14 protein-coding genes and 1 pseudogene are annotated in these 16,856 nt (G+C 67.6%); 4 read left to right on the plus strand and 11 right to left on the minus strand.

The genetic code is table 11. The features are described 5' to 3' along the window. Position 1: 1 nt before the first annotated feature. Genes V6K52_RS10830 through ald form a run of 7 tightly spaced genes read right to left on the minus strand, consistent with a single transcriptional unit; the run spans position 2 to position 6,759 of the window. Complete coding sequence (locus V6K52_RS10830) at positions 2–1,096, minus strand: prephenate dehydrogenase (protein WP_353950126.1); 1,095 nt, start codon at positions 1,094–1,096, stop codon at positions 2–4. Continuing rightward, complete coding sequence (locus tag V6K52_RS10835) at positions 1,093–2,016, minus strand: pseudouridine synthase (RefSeq protein ID WP_353950127.1); 924 nt, start codon at positions 2,014–2,016, stop codon at positions 1,093–1,095. The genes V6K52_RS10830 and V6K52_RS10835 overlap by 4 nt, the downstream gene beginning before the upstream one ends. Further along, positions 2,013–2,693 (minus strand): SMC-Scp complex subunit ScpB, encoded by a 681-nt coding sequence (gene scpB, locus V6K52_RS10840; protein ID WP_353950128.1) that lies wholly within the window; start codon positions 2,691–2,693, stop codon positions 2,013–2,015. Before scpB ends, V6K52_RS10835 begins: the two co-directional genes overlap by 4 nt. Then, positions 2,686–3,621 (minus strand): ScpA family protein, encoded by a 936-nt coding sequence (locus V6K52_RS10845; RefSeq protein ID WP_353950129.1) that lies wholly within the window; start codon positions 3,619–3,621, stop codon positions 2,686–2,688. Before V6K52_RS10845 ends, scpB begins: the two co-directional genes overlap by 8 nt. A gap of 4 nt (positions 3,622–3,625) precedes the next feature. Further along, positions 3,626–4,597 (minus strand): AAA family ATPase, encoded by a 972-nt coding sequence (locus V6K52_RS10850; RefSeq protein WP_353950130.1) that lies wholly within the window; start codon positions 4,595–4,597, stop codon positions 3,626–3,628. A gap of 57 nt (positions 4,598–4,654) precedes the next feature. Beyond that, entirely contained in the window at positions 4,655–5,593 is a 939-nt protein-coding gene (gene xerD / locus V6K52_RS10855) for a site-specific tyrosine recombinase XerD (RefSeq protein ID WP_353950131.1), read from the minus strand. A gap of 50 nt (positions 5,594–5,643) precedes the next feature. After that, positions 5,644–6,759, minus strand: a complete 1,116-nt coding sequence (ald, locus tag V6K52_RS10860; protein WP_353950132.1) for an alanine dehydrogenase — start codon at positions 6,757–6,759, stop codon at positions 5,644–5,646. Between the two features lie 59 nt (positions 6,760–6,818). On the opposite strand from ald, the gene V6K52_RS10865 reads away from it, so the two are divergent. Beyond that, positions 6,819–7,430: a hypothetical protein gene (locus V6K52_RS10865; RefSeq protein WP_353950133.1), complete on the plus strand. Its 612-nt coding sequence runs from the start codon at positions 6,819–6,821 to the stop codon at positions 7,428–7,430. On the opposite strand, the gene hisS is transcribed toward V6K52_RS10865, so the two are convergent. After that, positions 7,393–8,736 (minus strand): histidine--tRNA ligase, encoded by a 1,344-nt coding sequence (gene hisS / locus V6K52_RS10870; RefSeq protein WP_353950134.1) that lies wholly within the window; start codon positions 8,734–8,736, stop codon positions 7,393–7,395. The genes V6K52_RS10865 and hisS overlap by 38 nt on opposite strands. Continuing rightward, positions 8,733–9,434: an MBL fold metallo-hydrolase gene (locus V6K52_RS10875; RefSeq protein WP_353950135.1), complete on the minus strand. Its 702-nt coding sequence runs from the start codon at positions 9,432–9,434 to the stop codon at positions 8,733–8,735. Before V6K52_RS10875 ends, hisS begins: the two co-directional genes overlap by 4 nt. 57 nt (positions 9,435–9,491) lie before the next feature. On the opposite strand from V6K52_RS10875, the gene V6K52_RS10880 reads away from it, so the two are divergent. After that, entirely contained in the window at positions 9,492–10,280 is a 789-nt protein-coding gene (locus V6K52_RS10880; RefSeq protein ID WP_353950136.1) for a peptidylprolyl isomerase, read from the plus strand. A 2-nt stretch (positions 10,281–10,282) separates the two neighbouring features. Continuing rightward, complete coding sequence (locus V6K52_RS10885; RefSeq protein ID WP_353950137.1) at positions 10,283–12,133, plus strand: DUF349 domain-containing protein; 1,851 nt, start codon at positions 10,283–10,285, stop codon at positions 12,131–12,133. A gap of 90 nt (positions 12,134–12,223) precedes the next feature. On the opposite strand, the gene V6K52_RS10890 is transcribed toward V6K52_RS10885, so the two are convergent. Beyond that, a complete protein-coding gene (locus V6K52_RS10890) occupies positions 12,224–13,630 on the minus strand; it encodes a PLP-dependent aminotransferase family protein (protein ID WP_353950138.1) in 1,407 nt (468 codons plus the stop codon). On the opposite strand from V6K52_RS10890, the pseudogene V6K52_RS10895 reads away from it, so the two are divergent. Further along, a pseudogene (locus V6K52_RS10895) lies at positions 13,629–14,507 on the plus strand (DMT family transporter); the annotation flags it as partial. The gene V6K52_RS10890 and the pseudogene V6K52_RS10895 overlap by 2 nt on opposite strands. A 42-nt stretch (positions 14,508–14,549) precedes the next feature. On the opposite strand, the gene V6K52_RS10900 reads toward V6K52_RS10895, so the two are convergent. After that, entirely contained in the window at positions 14,550–16,850 is a 2,301-nt protein-coding gene (locus V6K52_RS10900) for a bifunctional (p)ppGpp synthetase/guanosine-3',5'-bis(diphosphate) 3'-pyrophosphohydrolase (RefSeq protein WP_353950139.1), read from the minus strand. Positions 16,851–16,856: the final 6 nt, after the last annotated feature.

Here is a 16,856-nt window from a genome sequence, read left to right on the forward strand (position 1 = left end):
CTCAGCCGTGCAGCCGCCAGCCGCGCTCCTCAAGACCGTCGGCAAGGGCCGCTGCTGCGCCGGGGACGACATCGATCTCGGCGAGCCCGAAGGCCTGTCCGAGACCGTGGTCGAGGTGGAACTCCTCGATGTTGGTTCCGGTCTCGCCGATGTCGGCGAAGAGGCGTCCGAGCTGCCCCGGCTCGTCAGGGATGAGGACCCGGACAGTCGTGTATGCCGTGGGCGCCGCTCCGTGCTTGCCGGGGATGCGTGCGTGGCCAGCGTTGCCTGCCGCGATGGCCCGGGCGAGGGTGCCGCGGGCGCCGGGGGCGTCGTCGTCGGCACCGAGCGCGTCGAGGGCACCGATGACCCCGCCTAGGTCGGTGGCGAGCGAGGCGAGGACGTCGCGGACGGCGGGGGCATTGCCCGAGAGGATCTGGGTCCATAGGTGAGGATCGCTCGCGGCGATCCGGGTCACGTCGCGAATCCCCTGCCCGGAGAGGGCAACCGACGACTCTGCGAGGTGCTCGAGGCGGGCCGCCACGAGGCTTGCCATGAGCTGAGGCACGTGCGACACCGAGGCGACCGCCGCGTCGTGCTCGGCCGGCTCGAGCGTGCGGACCTCGGCGCCGACCGACCGTGCGACGTCAGCAACCATCTGGCGGGCCGAGTCGCGCGTCTCCGCAGTCGGTGTGAGCACCCAGGCTCGCCCGTGGAAGAGGTCCTGACGACCTGCGACAGCCCCACTTCGCTCGCGACCAGCCATGGGGTGTGAGCCACAGAAACGCGTGAGATCGGCTCCACGAGAACGCAGTCCGTCGATCACGGCTCCCTTGACCGAGGCCACATCGGTGACAACGGCGCGTGGCCAACGCTCCAGTGCGGAGGCCACGCACGACGCCGTCACATCGGGAGGGGTGGCGACGACGACGAGGTCGGGGTCGACGTCCGTGGACGTCTCCCCCGCGCCGAGGTCGCGGGCCAGGGCCGCGTTGGTGCTCGAGAGGTCTTCGAGCGTCACGTCGCGACCGGCGTGCGTCAGCGCGAGTCCGAGACTCGTCCCGATGAGCCCCGTGCCGACAATGTGCACTCGTGCCAGGACCGGGCTCTGGGTCACATCCCCGCCGCGGTGTGGAGGTCTCCGACCTCACCCTTGGTGAGGCGACGGAACTTGCCCGGCTTGGTGTCGCCGAGACGGATCGGTCCGATCTGGGTGCGCACGAGAGAGAGCACCGGATGCCCGGCCTCGGCCAGCATGCGTCGCACGATGTGCTTGCGGCCCTCGTGGAGGATCACCTCGACGATGGCCTTGCCCGGCTGGCTGTCGACGACGCGGAACGAGTCGACCTTGACCGGACCGTCCTCGAGTTCGATGCCCTCGCGCAGCTTCTTGCCGAGGTCGCGCGGGACCGGCCCTCGGATCTGGGCGAGGTAGGTCTTGAGGACGCCGTACTTGGGGTGCTGCAACCGGTGGGCGAGGTCACCGTCATTGGTGAGGAGGAGCAAACCCTCGGTGTCGGAGTCGAGGCGCCCGACGTGGAAGAGCCGCTCCTTGCGGTCACCGAAGTAGTCACCGATGTCGATGCGACCGAGGTCGTCGTTCATCGACGTGACGACGTTGAGCGGCTTGTTGAACGCGAGGTAGACCCGCGATTCGTCGAGCGTCACCCGCACACCGTCCACGTGGACGACCTGTTCGGAGTTGATGCGGACACCGAGCTCGGTGACGATCTGTCCGTCGACCTCGACGCGTCCATCCGTGATCATCTGCTCACACACGCGACGCGACCCCACTCCCGCCGAGGCGAGGAGCTTTTGGAGGCGTATGCCGTCAGGGTCGTGGACGTCGATCTTGGGCACCTTGGGCCGGTCGGGCAGGCCCGTGGGCTGGCTCTTCTTCGTCGTGCCGACACCCCGGGGACGTCCGCCACCTGCGGGAGGGCCGCCTGCGCGACCACCGGAGGCGGAACCTCGGCCACCACTGCCACTGCCATGCTTTTTCGCGGGTCCGCCGCGTCGGCTTTGCGGCGGGGTCATGCCCGACCGCTTTCTGCAATTTCGTCGAGCATGTCGACCTCCGGAAGGTAGGGGGCTAGGGCGGGTAGGTCATCGAGCGTCTGCAGTCCGAGCCGCTCGAGGAAATAGGAAGTCGTGCCATAGAAGGTGGCCGTCGACTCCTCGTCAGTGCCGACCTCCTCGATCAGACCTCGGGTGAGGAGGGTGCGGATGACACCGTCGACGTTGACACCGCGCACTGCTGACACGCGAGAGCGCGACACCGGCTGGCGGTAGGCGATGACGGCGAGTGTCTCGAGCGAAGCCTGGGTCAGCTTGGCCTGTTGACCCGCAAGGATGAACTTGCTGACGACGGCGGCGTAGTCGGAACGACTGTAGATCCGCCACCCACCACCCACCTGCCGGAGGGTGAACCCCCGCTGCTGCGCGGCATACCCTTCTTCGAGCTCGGCCAGAGCGGTCTCGACGTCGGGAACGGGGATCTCGAGGACGGAGGCGAGTTCAAGCTCGGTCACGGGCTCGTCGACGACCATGAGGACGGCCTCGATGGCGCTCTTGAGGCCGCCCGGGAAGTCATTGACGTCGAACGCCAGCTGGTCCTGGGGTACTTCCTCGACGATGCCCTCGTCGGTGGTCTCGTCGACGCTCTGGGCCGGGTCGACAAGATCCGCGATCTCCCTCACGGGGGTGTCACTCATGGTCAGCCTCTCGCTGATCTGTGGATGGAGCTGCGTCCTCGGGTGCCGCCACGACGGGCAACGCACCCTGGGTCGGCGACGCTTCGTCGGTCTGGGTTTCGGGGTCGTCGAACTCGTCGGTGACCTCGATGTCGCCCTCCATCGTCCCAGTCCAGCGGACGGTCAGCTCACCCAGGGCCTCGGCCTGCTCGAAGGTGATGGACGACTCCCGGAAGAGCTCGAGCAGGGCGAGGAAGCGAGCGACGATGACGAGGGTGTTCTCGGCGTCGCGCACCAGGCTGCGGAACGACGACACTCCTTCGCGGCGCAACCGCTCACCGATGATCGTCGCCTGCTCACGCACGCTGACCGCGGGCGCGTGCAGGTGCCCCAGGCCAACGACGTCGGGGACCTTGGGGGTCAGGGCGTGGGCTGCGATCATGGCGAGCTGGTCCGGGGTGATCGTCATGATCAGCTCCGGCAGCAGTTGCGCGAACTGCGGCTCGATTCCGGCCTGGCGCGGCGTCATCCGCCCCGCCGTGGTCATCCGCTCGTCGAAGGTGCGGGCGATGTCCTTGAACGCGCGGTACTGGAGCAGACGCGCAAAGAGCAGGTCTCGCGCCTCGATGAGGGCGAGGTCCTCCTCGTCCTCGGGTCCGGTCTGTGGCAGGAGCCGGGCAGCCTTGATGTCGAGAAGGGTCGCAGCAACGAGGAGGAACTCCGATGCCTGCGACAGGTCCCAGACGTCGCCACCCTTGGCCTGCTCGGCCTTGATGTGCGAGATGAATTCGTCGGTGACCTTGGACAGCGCGATCTCGGTGATGTCCAGCTTGTGCTTGGAGATGAGACCGAGGAGGAGGTCGAACGGCCCTGAGAAGACGTCGAGATGAACCTCGAAGGCCGTCGTGGCTGCCCGTCGGGTGATGACTCCGCCGGGGGCCTCGGTCATGGCGTCAGGCTGCTCCGCCACGGGCGATGAGCTCTCTGGCCAGCTGGCGGTAGGCGGCAGCACCCTTGTGGGTGCTGTCGTAGGTCGTGATCGGCTCGGCGGCAAGCGATGCGTCGGGGAACTTCACGGTGCGGCTGATGACCGTGTGGAAGACCCGGTCGTCAAAGTGCTCGACGACGCTGGCCACGACCTCCTTGGAGTGGAGGGTGCGGCTGTCATACATCGTCGCGAGGATGCCGTCGACCTCGAGGCGGGGGTTGAGCCGATCACAGATCTTCTCGATCGTCTCGACGAGCAGGGCCACGCCGCGCATGGCGAAGAACTCGCACTCCAGCGGGATGAGGACCCCGTGTGCCGCCGTGAGCGCGTTGACCGTGAGCAGGCCGAGCGAGGGCTGGCAGTCGATGAGGATGACGTCGTAGTCGTCCAGGATGGGACGCAGCACCCGGGCCAGGATCTGCTCGCGGGCGACCTCGCCGACGAGCTGGACCTCGGCGGCCGACAGGTCGATGTTGGCCGGGATGACGTCGAGGTTCTCGACCTTGGTCTTGACGATGACGTCGCGCACGTCGTGGCCCCGCTCGGTGAGCAGGTTGTAGACGGTGACGTCGAGCTGGTGGGCGGGGATGCCGAGACCGACGGACAGGGCACCCTGCGGGTCGAAGTCGACGAGCAGGACCCGGCGGCCGTATTCGGCCAGAGTCGCTCCGAGGTTGATGGTCGTCGTCGTCTTGCCGACGCCACCCTTCTGGTTGCACATGGCGATGACGCGCGCCGGCCCATGGCTGGCGAGCGGCGGCGGTTCGGGGAAGACGGGCATCGGGCGCCCGGTGGGGCCCATCTGGCCACGGCCAGCGTCCTCGGTTCCGGGTAGGTGTCCGTGTCGGCCCGCGGTGTCAGTGCTTTCAGTGGGCTTATCCGCTGTGTCGGTGTCAGACACAGGGTTCACCACGGCCTCGATGTTCGACGAATCCATCTCTCTCCTGGAACTGGCGTGCAGGCGGTCAGCGTCCCGCTGATCGGCACGACACTATCAGCGCGCACGAGGATGGCTTTGTGCGTAGACCTCGCGCAATTGCTGCACGGTGACGAGCGTGTAGACCTGCGTCGTCGTCACGGAGGCGTGACCGAGCAGCTCTTGGACGACGCGCACGTCCGCCCCACCCTCGAGCAGGTGGGTCGCGAACGAGTGCCGCAGGGTGTGTGGCGACAGATGACCGCTGAGATCGGCGCGCGTGGCTGCCGCTCGCAGGATCGACCAGGCGCTCTGACGTGAAAGGCGCGACCCGCGTTGGTTGAGGAAGATCGCGGGCGTCCCTTTGCCCTTGGTCGAAAACGTGCCACGACCACGGACGAGGTATGCCGTGAGCGCCTCTTTGGCGTACGACCCCAGGGGCACCAGCCGCTGCTTCCCGCCCTTGCCCTCGAGCCGCACGATCCCCGCATCCATCTCGACGTCGTCGATGTCGAGTCCGACGGCCTCGGAGATCCGGGCGCCCGTGCCATAGAGCAGCTCCAGCAACGCCTTGTCGCGCAGTGACGCAGGGGTGTCCCCCATTGCCGCGGCATTGAGCAGCCGTTCCACGTCGTGAACGCTGATCGCCTTGGGCAGCCGTGACGGTGGAGGTGGGGGGCTGACGGCCGCGGCGGGGTCCGCGTCGAGGTCACCTTCCAGGGCGAGGAACTTGTGCAGACCGCGGACCGAGACCAACGTGCGGGCAGCAGAGTTCGCCGCCAGGGCCGGGTGGTCCGCATCGCCCTCGCGCAGACGCGCCAGGAACTCACTGACGTGCTTCTCGCTCACCTTCGCGGGGTCATCGACACCGATGACGGCGAGGTATGCCGTCCAGCGGCCCAGATCGCGCCGGTAGGCCTTGAGCGTGTTGACCGACAGACCTCGCTCGACGTCGAGGTGGGTCAGCCACGACCGAACCGCGCGGTCGACGGCATTGCGAACCCTTGCGTCCGGCAACTCGGCGGGTATGCCGCCGGGTTGCCGGACGCTGTGGGTCTGGTGCTCGCTCAGGCGAGCACCTCGGCGAGCTCGCGGTGCTCGAGTCCATGCGCGCTGGCGACCGGGCCATAGACGATCTCGCCAGCGTGGGTGTTGAGGCCCTCGGCCAAGGCGTGATCGTCGCGCAACGCCTGCTGCCAGCCCTTGTTGGCGAGGCGCACGGCATACGGAAGGGTGGCGTTGGTCAGCGCCCACGTCGACGTGTTCGGCACGGCACCGGGCATGTTGGCGACGCAATAGAAGATCGACTCGTGAACCTGGAAGGTCGGATCGGCGTGCGTCGTCGGTCGGGTGTCCTCGAAGCAGCCTCCCTGATCGACCGCAATGTCAACGAGAACCGAGCCCGGCTTCATCTGGGCCACCATGTCGTTGGTGACGAGCTTGGGTGCCTTGGCTCCCGGGATGAGGACCGAGCCGATGACCATGTCAGCGTCGAGGATCTGCTGCTGCACAGCTAGCGTTGAGCTGGCGAGCTGCTTGATCCGGTTCTGCCAGCGCCAGAACACCATGCGCAGCTTGTCGAGGTCGGTGTCGAGGATGGTGACGTCGGCTCCCATGCCGAGTGCGATGTTGGCGGCGTTCTGCCCCGCCACTCCCCCACCGAGGACAACGACCTTGGCGCTGGCGACGCCGCCGACTCCGCCCATGAGGACACCGCGTCCACCGTGGGCCTTCATGAGTGAGTGCGCTCCGACCTGGGGCGCGAGGCAGCCGGCGACCTCGGACATCGGATAGAGCAGCGGGAGAAGGCCATTGGGCAGGCGCACCGTCTCGTAGGCGATGGCCGTCGTCTTCGCCTTGACCAGCTCACGGGTCAGCTGCTCCTCGGCAGCGAGGTGAAGATAGGTGAAGAGGGTGAGGTCCTCGCGCAGTCGGTGGTACTCCTGCTCGACCGGCTCCTTGACCTTCATGACCATCTCAGCCTCGGCCCAGACGTCGTCTGCGGTGTCGACGATCCGAGCACCCTGCGAGACGTATTCGTCGTCGGTGATCGACGATCCGAGGCCTGCGCCCTTCTGGACGTGCACCTCATGACCGTGTTTGACGAGCTCGTGCACCCCCACCGGCGTGATGCCGACGCGGAACTCGTTGTTCTTGACCTCGCTGGGGATACCGATGCGCACCTGCTGACTCCTTTGTCCTAAGGCTGCGGTGGGTGTGCCGCGATGCGAGTCTAGGACCCGTGAAGATCTATGCGGACCTGCCCGGACGTCGACTCGTCCAGATCCTTGCCGACCTCGGGCTCCTGGCCTGGATAGCCCTGTGGGCATGGGTGGGTCGCCGTGTCCACGACGTGACGATGGCGCTGGCCGAGCCGGGTCGTCAGCTCCAGGGAGCAGGTGCCGGCTTCCGCGAGAAGCTCACGGCCGCCGGCGATGGCGTGGACGACCTGCCGCTGCTGGATGACCGCATCGCCGGTCCGTTCCGGTCGGCCGCCGGCGCGGGCACCGACATCGAGAAGGCGGGCACCGACCTGATCAGGGCCGTGGAGCGCCTTGCCCTCCTCATCGGATGGACAACGGCTCTGGTGCCGATCCTCATCGTCGCGATCTGGTGGGCGCTGGCCCGTGGTCGGTTCGTCCGTCGGGCGTCGGCGGCGCAGCGGTTCATCGACGCCGACGACGACCTCGATCTGTTCGCACTACGCGCGATGGCCAATCAACCGATGGCTGCGCTGGCCAAGGTGTCGTCCGACCCGAGTGGTGCATGGCGCCGAGGTGACCGGGACACGATCAGGGCACTGGCCCTGCTCGAGCTCAAGGACTCTGGTCTGCGGCCACCACGACCGGCCTGAGGTCCTCGGCGGGCGGCGCCCACGAGGCGGGACCGGCGTCGACCTGCTCGCCGGAGCGGATGTCCTTGACCTGGTGCGCGACGTCGCCACTACCGGGGAACCAGACAAAAGGTATGCCGCGCCGGTCGGCATACCGGATCTGCTTTCCGAACTTCGCGGCGGTCGGGGCGACTTCACACGGGATTCCCCGGGCGCGCAGCGCCTTGGCGACCGCTGCAGAGTCGCGTCTTGATGCCTCCTCGACGACGGCGACCAGGACGGCTGCCGGGGTGGCGCGGGAGGCGGTGACAAGGCCCTTGCCGATGAGGAGTCCGAGGAGCCGGGAGACGCCGATGGAGATCCCGACCCCGGGATAGGTCGTCCTGCCGTCGCTCGCAAGGGCGTCGTAGCGACCGCCCGAGCAGAAGGAGCCCCACGACTCGTAGCCATCGAGCTGGGTCTCATAGACCGTGCCGGTGTAGTAGTCGAGGCCACGGGCGATCTTGAGGTCCGCGACCATCGCGCCGGGCGCGTTGTCGAGGCCGCTCTGGATGACGGCAGACAGGGCCTCGAGGCCCTCGTCGAGCGTTGGGTGCTGCACTCCGAGCTCGCGGACCCGGTCGACGAACGACAGGTCCTCGGTGCGGATGGCCGCCAGGGCCAGGCACTGGTCGGCCTGCTCCTCCGTGCGCCCCGCCTCGACGAGCAGGGTCTTGACCTTGGCGGGGCCGATCTTGTCGAGCTTGTCGACGATGCGCAGCGTGCCAGCGACGTCGTCAATGCCCACGCCGCGATAGAAACCCTCAGGGATCTTGCGGTTGTTGACCTGGATCGTCATCCGACCCACGGGCAGCTTGCTGAAGACCTCTGCAATGACCAGAGGCATCTCCGCCTCGAAGTGAGAGCTGAGTTCGCCGACGTCGACGACGTCGATGTCGGCCTGGGTGAATTCGCGGTAGCGGCCCTCTTGGGGTCGCTCGCCCCTCCACACCTTCTGGATCTGGTAGCGGCGGTAGGGGAAGGTCAGCTTGCCGGCGTTCTCGAGGACGAACCTCGCGAAGGGCACGGTGAGGTCGAAGTGCAAGCCCAACTCGGGTTCCTTGCCAGATGCTTCGCCGCGGTCGGCGAGGCGTGACACGGCATAGATCTCCTTGTCGGCGTCGCCGCCCTTGCCCACGAGACGGTCGACCGGCTCGACGGCGCGCGTCTCGAGCGAGGTGAAACCGTGCAGCTCGAACGTCTCGCGGATGACATCAAGGAAGTATTGCTCCACGACGCGTTCGGCTGGCAGGTATTCGGGGAAGCCGCTGAGCTTGGTGACCTTCACGCGTTCAATCCTTGCAGGTAGGGGTTGGTGCTCCGCTCACGACGCATGGAGGTGGCCGATCCGTGGCCCGGGAGCACCAGGGTCGAGTCGGGCAGGGGCAGGACGACGTCGCGCAATGAACGTTCCATCGCAGCGCCGTCTCCCCCGGGCAGGTCAGTGCGCCCGATGGAACCGGCGAAGAGGACGTCGCCCGTGATCATCGTGCGGTCGAGTTCCTCCGGTGCACGAACCCCCTCGGGCAGCTCGGCGAAGCCGAACATGACCGAGCCCTCGGTGTGGCCCGGTGCGTGCAGCACCTCGAGATCCAGCCCGGCAAGGGTCAGCGACTCACGGTCGGTCACCTCGACGACCTTGCTCGGCTCGGTCCAGGTCGCCTTGCGACCGAACTGCTGCTCGAGCATCCCGATCAGTCCCTGGTCCAACCCACCGATCGGGTCGACGAGGCGATAGCGGTCGTCCGAGTGGATGTATGCCGCCGTGTCGGCTCCGCAGACCGGCGTCACCGAGAAGACGTGGTCGATGTGCCCGTGCGTGAGCAGGACCGCGGCCGGCTTGAGGCGGTGCTGCGTGAGGACCTCTCGCAGCGTCTCCTCGATCCCGATCCCCGGGTCGACGACGAGGCACTCCTCGCCCTCGCCAGCGGCGAGGACATAGCAGTTGGTCCCGAAGGCTGCGGCTGGGAAGGCGATGGTCAACACGCGGCCCAACCCTAGTCGGGTGAGCACACGGCATACGCCGTCCCTAGACTCACCCGGGTGACCAAGAAGCAGGAACGCGACCGCGCACGACGACGGTGGGAGAAGCAGCAGGCAAACCTTGCCGCTCGCGACGAAAGGCGAGGGCGCAACAAGCGCGTTGCCGCCATCGTCGCAACCGTGGCGATCATCGTGGCGCTCGTGGGTGGGTTGGCTCTGGCGCTCAAGCCCGAGGAGCCCGCCAGGCCCCAACAGACCGCCGCTGGCTGCGACCAGCCGCCCCAGCCCTTGGGCACGTCAGCCAAGCTCGAGCTGCCCAACAAGGCCACGGCCAAGGGCGCGACGTGGACGGCCACGCTGACGACGAACTGCGGTGACATCGTCGTCGACCTCGACGGAGCCAAGGCGCCCCAGGCCGTCGCGTCGTTCATCCAGCTGGCTCGTGCGGACTACTGGCTCAACTCCCCTTGCCACCGACTCGGTGTCGGCGACGGGTTCAAACTCCTTCAGTGTGGCGACCCGACCGGTGCCGGCGATGGCACGCCCGGCTACGGCTTCGGAGTGGAGAACGCGCCCAAGGACGGCAAATACGCCCGCGGGCAGCTCGCGATGGCGCGCACCAAGGACCCCAAGGCCGGGAACGGTGGCCAGTTCTTCATCATCAACGGGGACACGAGCCTCCCGGACGCGAATGGATACTCGATCTTCGGCACGGTGACCAAGGGTTTGGATATCGTCGACAAGGTCGCCGCAGCGGGCGTTCAGCCCGGCGGCGAGTCGGAGACCATCGGTGCCCCCAAGGCGCCCATCAGCATCCTTCGGGTTGCAGTGACTGAAAAGAAGGCATAGCCGTGAGCGACGAGACGACGAGCACCACCCCCGCGGACGAGACCGTGGAGGTCCAGGCCGAGACCCCGCCGCCGGCAACCGAGGAGGCTCCTGCTGTCGAGGAGACTTCGGCGTCAGAGGAGATTGCTGTCTCAGAAGGCGCCGCCCCCGACGAAACTCCCGCAGTCGAGGGGAGCGCCGTGACCGAAGACGCGCCCGCAGCGCAGGAGGCTCCGGCTGTTGAGGAGGCCCCGGCAGTCGAAGAGGCTCCGGCTGTTGAGGAGGCCCCGGCAGTCGAAGAGGCTCCGGCTGTTGAGGAGGCCCCGGCAGTCGAAGAGGCTCCGGCTGTTGAGGAGGCCCCGGCAGTCGAAGAGGCTCCGGCTGTTGAGGAGACTTCGGCAGCGGAGGAGGCTCCGGCTGTTGAAGAAGCGGCCGCTCCTGCACCGCAAGAGGCCCCCGCTGCCACCGACGAAACTCGCGCTGTCGAGGAGACGCCCACTCCAGCAGCGACTCCCGCTCCTGCGGCGCCCAGGCCGGCCGTCCCCTCTCCCGCGGCACTCGCGTCGAAGATGGCAGCCCGCCCCACGCCACCCGTGGTGGCACCCGTCATCCACGAGCACTCCGATTCGGCTCGGTTCGGCCGGGTCGATGACGAGGGCCACGTGTTCGTCAAGGTCGGAGAGGAGGAGCGCGAGGTCGGCTCCTATCCGGGCGCGACCCCCGAAGACGCCCTTCAGTACTTCGCCCGCAAGTACGACGAGCTCGCGGCCTCCGCCGACCTCCTCGTCCATCGACTGGCCAACCCTGACGTCCCGGCCAAAGAGGTCGCAGACGGGCTGAGCACTCTCAAGGACCACATCGCCGAAGCCCACGTCGTCGGGGACCTCGCTGCGCTCGACGCCACCGTCGCGTCGATCGAGACCGGCATTGCCGCCAAGCGCGAGACCGAGCAGGCGGCACGCGCCGAGGCGCGCGCAGCGGCCACGGTCGAGCGTGAGGCCATCGTGGCCGAGGCCGAGTCGATCGCTGGACAGCACCCCGACCAGACCCAGTGGAAGCAGAGCGGCGAGCGGATGCGCGCGCTTCTCGACACGTGGAAGCAGCACCAGCGTTCCGGCACCAAGCTCGACAAGCCGACCGAGAATGCCCTGTGGCAGCGCTTCAGCCACGCGCGCAACCACTTCGACAAGGGCCGTCGCACCTACTTCGCCCAGCTCGACTCGACCCGCGCAGAGGCCAAGGGCGCCAAGGAGGGCCTCGTGCTGGAGGCCGAAGCCCTCGCCACGAGCAAGGACTGGGGCCCGACCGCCCGCGCCTTCAAGAACCTCATGGACCAGTGGCGTCAGTCCGGCCGGGCATCACGCACCGAGGACGATGCTCTCTGGGAGCGCTTCAAGACGGCACAGGACGCGTTCTTCAACGCCAAGGACGAAGTGTCCGCCGCTGAAGAAGAAGAGTTCCGGGCCAACCTCGCAGTCAAGGAAGAGCTGCTCAAGGAGGCCGAGCAGATCCTGCCCGTCACCGACCTCGAGAAGGCCAAGGCGCAGTTGCGCACCGTCCAGGACAAGTGGGACGCCGCTGGCAAGGTCCCACGCGCCGACATCGACCGCACAGAGAAGGCGATCCGCCGCATCGAGACCGCCGTCCGCGAGCAGGACGAGAAGAAGTGGAAGTCGTCCAACCCCGAAGTGGCCGCTCGTGCCAACTCCATGGTGACGCAGCTCCGCTCATCGATCGAGACGATCAAGGCCGACCTCGCCAAGGCGACCGCGTCCGGCAACGACAAGAAGGTCAAGGACCTCACCGCGAAGCTCGAGTCACAGCAGGTGTGGCTCAAGCAGGCCGAGGCCGCCGGCGACGAATTCGGTTCCTGACCTCAGCACCGACAACCACCTCGACTGATTGCGACTTCGCATAGTTGCTCGCTGCCCTCGCAACTATGCGAAGTCGCAATCAGTGGACTCCTAGGAGTCGCGGAGAACTTCGCCGAGGATGCTGGCGCCCTCTTCATAGCGCCCCGGGTCGGCTCCGCAGTAGGTCAGGCGCAGGTGCGGTCCCGAGGGCTCCGTCGGGAACCAGTCGTCGCCGGCGCCGACCATCACGCCCAGGTCCTGGCACCGCGACGCCACGTCTCCGGCGTCGCTGCCCTCGGGAAGGCGCACCCACAGGCTGAGGCCTCCTGACGGGATCGCGTCGACGGCTGCCTCCGGAGCATGGCTGCGGAGCGCACCCGCCAGAAGGTCCCTCCTCGCCCGCAGGTGCTCCCTCGTCCGGCGCACGTGCGTGGACCAAGCGGGCGCAGTGACGACGTCGAACGCAGCACTCTGGAGCACACCAGAGACATACATGGATTCGCCCGTGTGATCGGCGAGGATGCGACCACGCACGGGCCCACGAGCAATGACGGCAGCCACCCGCACTGCCGGTGAGACGCTCTTGGTCAACGACCGCAGATAGATGACGTGTCCTGAGTCATCGGTGCCGGCAAGGGGTCTGGCCGGTGCGTCGATGCCGAAGTCGTGGGCCCAGTCGTCCTCGATGAGGAACGCCCCGTGCGACCGCACCACGTCCAGGATGTCCTGAGATCGCTGGGGCGACCACTGCGCGCCAGTCGGGTTGGCCCAGGTGGGCTGTGCATAGAACACCCGGGCACCGGACTCGGCGAGAACCCGATCCACGTCGGCCGGATCCGGACCCGTCGCCGAGGAACGGACCGGCACCACAGTAACGCCAGCATGTCTCGCGGCAGCGATGGCGCCCCAATAGGTCGGTGACTCCATGGCGACCGCGCGTCCTCCCCCGCCGACGGCTCGCAGGATCGAACTCAGACCCGCCTGGCTCCCGGGCACGATGACGACGTCCGCGGCCGTCGGCCCGGAGTTGCCGGGCGCGGTGGCGGCGGACAGTTCCGCCGCGAACCAGGTCTGCAGCCCCGGGAGGCCGGCCACGGGAGGACGAACGAGAGCGGTTGGACCCCGACCCGCGCGCGCCAGGGCCGATCGCACCAACCGTTCGGGCAGGAGCGAACCATCGGGGTAGCCGCCATGCAGCGAGATCACGTCGTTCGCGGCCTCGGTCAACGCCCCCGGAAGCCGGGCCGGAGTGGACGTCCGCGCCCCCAGGGTCGTTGTCTGCCAGCCATAGTCATGGGCCTTCGCAGTCGGTGCAGAGCGCACGAAGGTCCCCACACCCGGACGGCTCTCGAGCACTCCCTCGGCGGCCAAAACACGTAGCGCTCGCTGCACCGTGACCGGGCTTGAGCGGTGCTCGGCCACCAGCGCCCTGGTCGAAGGAAGCCTCGTCCCGGGGGTGCTTGCGGCGATGTGTGTGCGCAGGCTCGCAACGATCATGGCAGTGCTATCGTCGTTCATGACAGGCAACGATAGCGCTACTCGACCTCGGCCCAGACCGCTTCTCCGTCCCGATCGGGCTGGCGTGCTCTGGGGACTGCTCGGCGTGATCGCCTTCTCACTGACCGTTCCCCTGACACGCCTGGCCGTCGAGGCACTGCCTCCCCTCTTCATCGGTGCAGGCCGGGCCGTCGTCGCTTCAGCGGTCGCCGCCATCGCTCTGTTGCTCACTCGGCAGCCGCGTCCCCACGGTGACCAATGGGTCAGGATCGCGGTTGTGGCAGGCGGCATCGTGATCGGCTTCCCGCTTCTCACGTCCTTCGCACTGACGAGCACCCCGGCAAGTCATGGCGCCGTCGTCATCGCTCTGCTCCCCGCCGCAACCGCCACTGCTGCCGTGATCCGCACAGGCGAACGTCCACCCCGCCTGTTCTGGCTGGCCCTGAGCGCGGGCACCGTCGCTGCCGTGAGTTTCGCGGTGGTGCAGGGCGGCGGACTTCGAGGGGTGCACTTCTTCGACGCGCTGCTGTTCCTCGCTGTCCTCGCGGCTGCTGTCGGCTACGCCGAGGGGGGTCTGCTCGCACGTGAACTCGGCGCCTGGCAGACCGTGTCGTGGGCGCTCGTCCTCTCGGCACCGATCATGGTCGTCCTCACGATCGGTGCTGTCGATGGGGGTATGCCGCGAGCAGAGCCGGTGCACTGGCTCGCCTTTGCCTACCTCGGCTTCGTGAGCATGTTCCTGGGGTTCGTCGCGTGGTACCGAGGCCTGGCCATCGGCCCGATGTCCACCGTGAGCCAGGTCCAGCTCGTGCAGCCGCTCATGTCGATCGCGTGGGCTGCACTCCTGCTCGGCGAACAGCTCACCCCGGGCCTCGTGGTCACCGGAGGCGCGGTCGTCCTTGCTGCTGCCGCCGCCGTGCGCGTCAGGCTGGGTGCCAGCTCAGTTCTGGGTGATGCGGTAGGCGTCAAAGACACCGGCGATGCCGCGCACGCTGCGGATGACGTGGTCGAGGTGGCTGGGGTCGCCCATCTCGAAACTGAACTTCAACCCGGCCACCCGGTCTCGAGAGGTCTGCACTGACGCGCTGAGGATGTTGACCCCACTCTCGGAGAGCACCCGAGTGACGTCCGAGAGGAGGGCTGAGCGGTCCAGAGCCTCGACCTGGAGCTGGACGAGGAAGATGCTGTTGGCTGTCGGGGCCCACTCGACCTCGATGATCTTGTCGTCCTGACGCAGCAACGACTCGGCGTTGGTGCAGTCGCGGCGGTGCACAGAGACACCCGCCCCTCGCGTGACGAACCCGAGGATGTCGTCACCGGGCACGGGCGTGCAACATCGCGCGAGCTTGACCCAGACATCCGAGGTGCCCTTGACGACAACCCCCGGGTCACCCGCACGACGGCGACGGTTGGAGATCGGCCGCGGCATCGTGACCTCGGCGAGGTCGTCACTCGACTCCTCGCCGCCCTGGGCAGCGACGAGACGCGCCACGACGTGCTGTGCACTGACGTGGCTCTCGCCGATCGCGGCATAGAGGCCGTCGATCCCCTGGAGCCGAAGCTCCTCAGCAACGCCGGTCAGGGACTCGACCGACGACAGGCGCGCGACCGGGAGATTGCGCTTGCGCATGGCCTTGGCCAGCGCCTCCTTGCCGTTGTCGATCATCTCCTCGCGACGTTCGAGGGTGAACCAGTGACGGATCTTGTTGCGGGCACGTGCGGACTTCACGAAGTTCAGCCAGTCACGCGACGGGCCCGCGCCGTCGGCCTTGGACGTCAGGACCTCGACGGTGTCACCGTTGTCGAGGCGCGACTCGAGCGGCACGAGGCGGCCGTTGACCTTGGCACCAATGGTGTGATGGCCGACTTCGGTGTGCACGGCATACGCAAAATCGACGGACGTCGAGTTGGCCGGGAGGCCGACGAGCTGGCCCTTGGGCGTGAAGACATAGACCTCGCTGGCGTTGATCTCGAAGCGCAGCGACTCGAGGAACTCCCCCGGGTCGGCCGTCTCCTTCTGCCAGTCGAGGAGCTGGCGCAGCCACGCCATGTCGTTGGCGCCGGTGTTGCTCGCCGTGGGACCTTCCGGACCGCCGCCCGCTTTGTCGTTCTCCTTGTATTTCCAGTGGGCCGCGACACCGTACTCAGCCCGACGGTGCATCGTGTGGGTGCGGATCTGGATCTCGACCGGCTTGCCCTCGGGGCCGATGACCGTGGTGTGGAGCGACTGGTACATGTTGAACTTCGGCGTCGCGATGTAGTCCTTGAAGCGACCAGGGACCGGCGTCCAGCGGGCGTGCATTGCCCCCAGCGCGGCGTAGCAGTCGCGCACCGTGTCGACGAGGACGCGCACGGCCACAAGGTCATAGATCTGGTCGAAGTCCCGACCGCCGACGATCATCTTCTGATAGACGGAGTAGTAGTGCTTCGGCCGTCCCGTCACCGTCGCCTTGAGCTTGGCTGCCCGCAGGTCGCCGTCGATGCTGGCGCGCACCGTCGCGAGGTACTCCTCACGAGCCGGCGCCCGGTCCGCCACGAGCCGAACGATCTCGTCGTAGACCTTGGGATAGAGGGTCTGGAACGACAGGTCCTCGAGCTCCCACTTGATCGTGTTCATGCCAAGGCGGTGGGCCAGTGGCGCATAGATCTCGAGGGTTTCGCGGGCCTTGCGCTGCGCCGACTCCTTGGACACGTAGCGCCAGGTGCGCGCGTTGTGGAGACGGTCAGCGAGCTTGATGACGAGCACACGGATGTCGCGTGCCATGGCGACGACCATCTTGCGCACGGTCTCGGCCTGGGCCGCCTGACCGTAGGTGACCTTGTCGAGCTTGGTGACGCCGTCGACGAGCATCGCGATCTCGGCGCCGAAGTCCTTCTCGAGCTGATCGAGGTGGTAGTCGGTGTCCTCGACGGTGTCGTGGAGCAGCGCGGCTGCAAGCGTGGGTGGGGTCATGCCCAGCTCGGCGAGAATCGTCGTCACGGCGAGCGGGTGGGTGATGTAGGCGTCACCGCTCTTGCGCATCTGGCCCTCATGGGCGCGCTCGGCAACGTCGTAGGCCCGCTCGATGACGGTGACGTCGGCCTTGGGATGCGTGCGCCGGACCGTTGTCAGCAGCGGTTCGAGGACGGGGTGGGTCGAGGTGCGCGTGCTGCCGAACCGGGCGATGCGAGCACGCGCGCGGGCGCGTTGCGAGCCTGAAGCCCCGCTGCGCACCGGTATCGGCGTGGTCTCCTCTGCCATGGACGG

Origin of the sequence: Knoellia sp. S7-12 (assembly GCF_040518285.1) — a bacterium.
Lineage (GTDB): Bacteria > Actinomycetota > Actinomycetes > Actinomycetales > Dermatophilaceae > Knoellia.